Below are 4,710 nucleotides of genomic sequence, written 5' to 3'. Positions count from 1 at the left end.
GGTTTCCCTTTTGGCATAAAACAACACCCCATTCGTTAGTAGTATACCATACTGTCTAACAATTGGGGTGCTGTTCAGACACGCGGCGCCTTTTGTTTTTGCGTTTGACGGCTTACGCCTCCGGGGCATCCCGGAGGTCGGGTATGGCCTCCCCCACCACGGCGTGGGGCTTGGGGATCACATGGCCCCCCACCAGCTGTCCCACAGCGGCGGCATCGGCCATGCCGGCCTGGACGGCTGCCTTCACCGCCCCCACGTCCCCTTGGACGAAGGTGGTGACCAGGCCGGCCCCAATCTGGGCCATGCCCACCAGGGTGACGTTGGCCGCCTTGAGCATGGAGTCGGCGGCCTGGATGTCGGCCACCAGACCGAAGGTCTCCACCATGCCCAGGGCCTGGGTCAGGGGGACGGGGCGGCCGGGCTTCAGTCTGGACTTGCTGGGGGCGGAGCCGCCGTAGGGCAGCACATGGACCAGCTCCGGGTGGGGGTGGGGGATGACGTTGGCGCAGAAGAACTCCCCCACCTTGCCGGCGGCAGCCCTAGCCACCGCCACGGCGTCCTTCACCGCCCCCACCTCGCCGGTGATGACCACCGTGGTGAGGCCGGAGCCGATGCCGGTGTTGGTCCCCACAAATGCCACCTTGGCCGCCTTCATCAGGGCGTCGGTGGCCTCGATGTTTCCCGTGAGACCCTTGGTCTCGATAAATCCCAGGGCATTCATGCAAGCGCCTCCCCATATTTCATATCCGGCATGGTCTCGCCCACTGCGGCGTGGGGGCGGGAAATCACATGGGCGGCCACGACCTCCCCGATTTCAGCGGCGGCAGACCGCCCCGCCGCCACGGCGGCCTCCACGGCCCCCACCTCCCCCTGGACCAGGCCGATGACCATGGCCGCGCCGATGCGGGCCTGGCCCGCCAGGGTGACGTTGGCCGCCTTGAGCATGGCGTCCACCGCCTGGATGTTGGGGGTGTACCCCTTGGTCTCCACAATGCCCAAGGCGTGGGTCAGGGGGATGTTCTCCACCACGTCGGGCTTGGCGTGGCCCCCCGCCGGAGCCCCCCGGAGGGGCATACACTTGTAGAGCTCCCGGTGGGGCCGGGGGATCACCAGATGGCAAAAGAGCTCCCCCGCCTTTACGGCGGCGGAACAGCCCGCCGCCACGGCGGCCTCCACGGCGTCCACCTCCCCGGTGACCACCATGGCCACCAGGCCGGAGCCCAGGGTCAGGCCCCCCACATAGTCCACCCGGGCCGCCTTCATCATGGCGTCCAGGCCCTCGATGTTGCCGATGAGGCCCTTGGTCTCCAGCACTCCAATGGCTTTCATATTCCTCTCAGCCCTTTCTGCCGCCCGGCCGGGGCATGGAAGCCCTCGTTTCTCCTCTATTATAATGCCGGAGGGCGGAAACCGCAAGCGGTTTCTGCCCTCCGGCGTCAAAAAAGTCCTGGTTTCCCGCGTCGTGATTCGTTGGCAGGGGGGCGCCGCCGTCCAGGGGCCAACAGGCCCTCAGAATTCCCGGCGGACGATCTGGACCACCAGGGCGGTGCGGTCATCGGCGGCCTTCTCCCCCTCCCCGGGAGTCACCAGGGTTCGGGCCAGGTCCTTGGGCGTCCCTTGGGTGAATTCCGCCAGGGCGGCGCGGAGCCACTGGTCTTCCCGGCCGGTGGTCACCCCGTCGCTGACCAGCACCACCAGGTCCCCCGCCTCCAGCCGCAGACGGCTGACGTCCGGGACCACCCGGTCCCCGGCGGCCAGCCCCGCCGGCAGGGCCGAGCCGGTGATCCGGCTCACTGAGCTCCCCCGCCGGATGTAGGTGGGGGCCGCCCCCAGCTTGTAGAGGGCGGCCTCCCCGGTGAAGAGGTCCACCTCCAGCAGATCCACGGTGGTAAAGCCCCCGGCCTCCTCATTTCGGAGGGCCAGGGCGGAGTTGAGGGTCTTCAGGGCGGTCTCGGCCTCCACCCCCGCCTGGAGGAACTTCTCCAGCAGGCGGACGGCCAGGCGGCTCTCCCGGCTGGCCTCGGGACCGCTGCCCATGCCGTCGCAGAGGAGGATGTAGACCCGCCCCCCCGCCGAGCGGAAGAGGGCCCCGGCGTCGCCGCTCACTGTCTCCCCCTCCTTCTGCCGGGCCGCCGCCCCCATGATCGCCCGCAGGGGTTCGGCCTGGGTGAAGACCAGCCGCTCCGGACCGCCCTCCTCCCCTGGAACCGTCCGCGCCTCCGGGACCCGGAGCTCCACCCCCAGCAGGGCGGAGAGGGCGGCGCGCTCCTGCTCCTCCCGGAGGGGGGCCAGGTCCGGGCCCTCCACCTCACAGCGCAGGTGGCCGTGCTCGTCGTAGTAGACCCAGGCGTTCCCCTCCAGGGACAGGGCGGTGAGATGCTGCCGCAGCCGCTTCTCCCGGGCGGGATCGGGGGTGAGCTCGGCGGAGAGCTCGGCCGCCGCCGCCCCCAGCAGGGCAGAGAGCTCCCCGTACTGCCGGCACACCGCCGCCCGGTTTTCCTGGAGACGGCTCTTGTACTGCCGGCGGCAGAGGACGGCGGTGAGGGCCTCGTTGGCCGCCGAGAGGAACTGGGGGAAGTGGAGGCACCGGCTGGTGAAGTGCTGGGGAAAGTCGGAGGCCTCTCCCCGCCCCCGCTCGGCCATGGCGGGCAGGGCGTCGTTGAGGGCGTTGAAGGTGTCGTTGTACCCCCGCTGCCAGCAAGCGTCCCGGAGGGCGCACCGGCGGCAGACCCGGTCGGCCGCCCGGTCAAAGACGGTGGTGAGGTCGGCGTCGTTGGGGACGGGGCAGCGAAAGGCCCCCTTCATGGTGTCGTAGAGCTCTCGGAAGGCCGAGGCCGTCTCGCTGAGGCGCTCCCGGACGTAGGCCGCCGCCCGGTCGGCCGTCTCGGTCCCCTTCTCCCGAGCCAGCCGGGCCCGGACCTTTTGCAGGAAGGGGGGCGGCAGCAGCAGATAGAGCACCGAGGCGGAGAAGACCTCATAGAGCAGGGGGATCTGGACCCCGCCCTCCCAGGCCCACAGCACCACCACGGCGTTGGTGAGGTCGTAGGCCACGGCGCAGACCGTCTTGCTCTGGCCCTGGAAAACCCCGGTCATGAGTCCGGCAAAGCCGTAGGCCACGGTGAAAAAGTACCCCGGTCCCCCCTGAGCCAGGTCCATGCACAGCCCGGCGGCCACCCCCACGGCGGCCCCCGTCCCCAGTCCACCCTGGGAGGCGCACACCATCACCGCCAGGGCGGCCAGAATCCGCCCCGCCGAGATGGCGTCCCCCAAAACGGTGAGCTGGGACAGGGAGATGAGCACCGTACCCCCCAGAATCAGCAGGCTGGTGAGCTGCCGGGGGGTCAGGGTCCCGTCCTCCCGGCGGGCCGTCCAGGGGGAGAAGGCGATCCGGTAGAAGTAGACCCCCGCCCCGGTGAGCAGCAGTTCGGTGAGGAAGAAGATCACCGTGGACGCCTCCCAGCCCTCCTTTCCCAGGTAGACAAAGCCGGTGGCCCCGCTGAGGAGGGCGGATACCACGGGCATGAACCAGGTCCGCTTGTAGAGGCGGATATCGAAAAAGGCGAAGGCCACCGAAAAGATCAGAATGGCCGCCGCCACATACCGCAGCCCTCCGGTGAGGCCCCGAAAGGAGAGGTAGCCGAAGCAGGCCCCCAACAGGGCGGAAAAGCCGTCCAGGCCGGAGCCGGAGCAGCCCACCATGGACAGTCCGAAGGGGGCGTAGCCGCCGAAAATCTCCGCCCCGGAGAGCACCGCCCCCAGAGTGAAGCGGATGAGACACTCCGCCGCCCGCACCAGGCCCGGGGCCCGGAGCACCAGCTTCCCCGTCCGGGCCATTTCCTCCTGTATTTGGGCCGCCTTTGCCTTCCAATCTGCCTTTGCCGCCATGGACGCTCTCCTCCTATGTATCAGTTCGTAGCGCCAGTATAATCCATACCATAGAAATATATCGTCGGATTGGGGGGAGGGGCCCGGGGGATTTTCGGCCCTCCGGCGGAGGGGGCGGAACAGCCCGGGAAAGGAAACGTCTGGAGGTTATGCCATATTGACGGTTCAGCGGAATCTTGATAAACTGAGGGTATGGAACACCAGGAGGCGGAAGTTCATCGGCGGCCGGACGGGCTGGAGGGGATGGTGTGATGGCGAAGCTGGGGGATGTGTGCGAAATCAATCCTAAAGCTGGCGTAATTTCAGACGATACCGAAGTATCCTTTGTCCCAATGCAAAATGTAACAAACGACGGCAGGATTGATCCATCGGGAATCAAAAAATATTGTGATGTAAAGAAGGGCTTTACAAATTTTAGGGCTTGTTTGAAAAAATCAGGAGACTTGTTCTAAATCAACAGAATTGCAATGGCGGCAAGGTAAACGAAGGCTAAAAAGGAGGCGTCCAGCTTGTCATATCTGGTAGCAATCCTGCGAAACCATTTGATTTTTTGGAAGAAGCACTCGATTAAATGCCGCTCCTTATACAGATACCAGTCTACCGGCCAGGGATTAGACACGTTGCTTTGGGGCGGGATCACATAATTGGCCCCATGCTCTGAGATGTATTCCCGAATGGATCGAGCACCATAAGCCCGGTCTGCCAGCACATTGCTCCCGCAGAGTTCAACGTTTTCCAACAACTCTATGGCATGAACACAATCGTTATCATTTCCAGCTGAAAGAAGGAACTCCACTGGGTTGCCCAGTCCATCTACAATGGCAT

The 4,710-nt window shown here is 65.8% G+C and carries 5 protein-coding genes; 1 reads left to right on the top strand and 4 read right to left on the bottom strand.

Features of this window, described 5'->3' with window-relative positions; genetic code table 11:
• Positions 1-112 precede the first annotated feature (112 nt).
• From Q0K09_RS10890 to Q0K09_RS10300, 3 genes are all read right to left on the bottom strand, one after another.
• Positions 113-721 carry a BMC domain-containing protein gene (locus Q0K09_RS10890; protein ID WP_365932137.1) on the bottom strand — a complete coding sequence of 203 codons (609 nt, stop codon included), beginning with the start codon at positions 719-721 and terminating at the stop codon, positions 113-115.
• Positions 718-1,329, bottom strand: a complete 612-nt coding sequence (locus Q0K09_RS10885; protein WP_365932134.1) for a BMC domain-containing protein — start codon at positions 1,327-1,329, stop codon at positions 718-720. The genes Q0K09_RS10890 and Q0K09_RS10885 overlap by 4 nt, the downstream gene beginning before the upstream one ends.
• A 180-nt stretch (positions 1,330-1,509) precedes the next feature.
• Positions 1,510-3,885, bottom strand: a complete 2,376-nt coding sequence (locus Q0K09_RS10300; protein ID WP_294475949.1) for a SpoIIE family protein phosphatase — start codon at positions 3,883-3,885, stop codon at positions 1,510-1,512.
• A gap of 248 nt (positions 3,886-4,133) precedes the next feature.
• Between Q0K09_RS10300 and Q0K09_RS10295 the strand changes: the two genes are divergently transcribed.
• On the top strand, positions 4,134-4,337 hold the full coding sequence (locus Q0K09_RS10295; RefSeq protein WP_294475947.1) for a hypothetical protein: 204 nt from the start codon (positions 4,134-4,136) through the stop codon (positions 4,335-4,337).
• Here Q0K09_RS10295 and Q0K09_RS10290 read toward each other — a convergent pair.
• The coding region (locus tag Q0K09_RS10290) for an IS5 family transposase (RefSeq protein WP_294475945.1) at positions 4,334-4,710 on the bottom strand (377 nt) is incomplete at its 5' end. The genes Q0K09_RS10295 and Q0K09_RS10290 overlap by 4 nt on opposite strands.

Origin of the sequence: uncultured Intestinimonas sp. (assembly GCF_944387725.1) — a bacterium.
Lineage (GTDB): Bacteria > Bacillota > Clostridia > Oscillospirales > Oscillospiraceae > Intestinimonas.
Note: the sequence above shows the minus strand (reverse complement) of the source record. Positions and strands in the feature narration are given on the sequence as shown.

Bases quoted from the DNA above. Each gene is read 5' to 3' on its own strand.
- Q0K09_RS10890 (WP_365932137.1), bottom strand. From the start codon at position 721: ATGAATGCCCTGGGATTTATCGAGACCAAGGGTCTCACGGGAAACATC.
- Q0K09_RS10300 (WP_294475949.1), bottom strand. From the start codon at position 3,885: ATGGCGGCAAAGGCAGATTGGAAGGCAAAGGCGGCCCAAATACAGGAG.
- Q0K09_RS10885 (WP_365932134.1), bottom strand. From the start codon at position 1,329: ATGAAAGCCATTGGAGTGCTGGAGACCAAGGGCCTCATCGGCAACATC.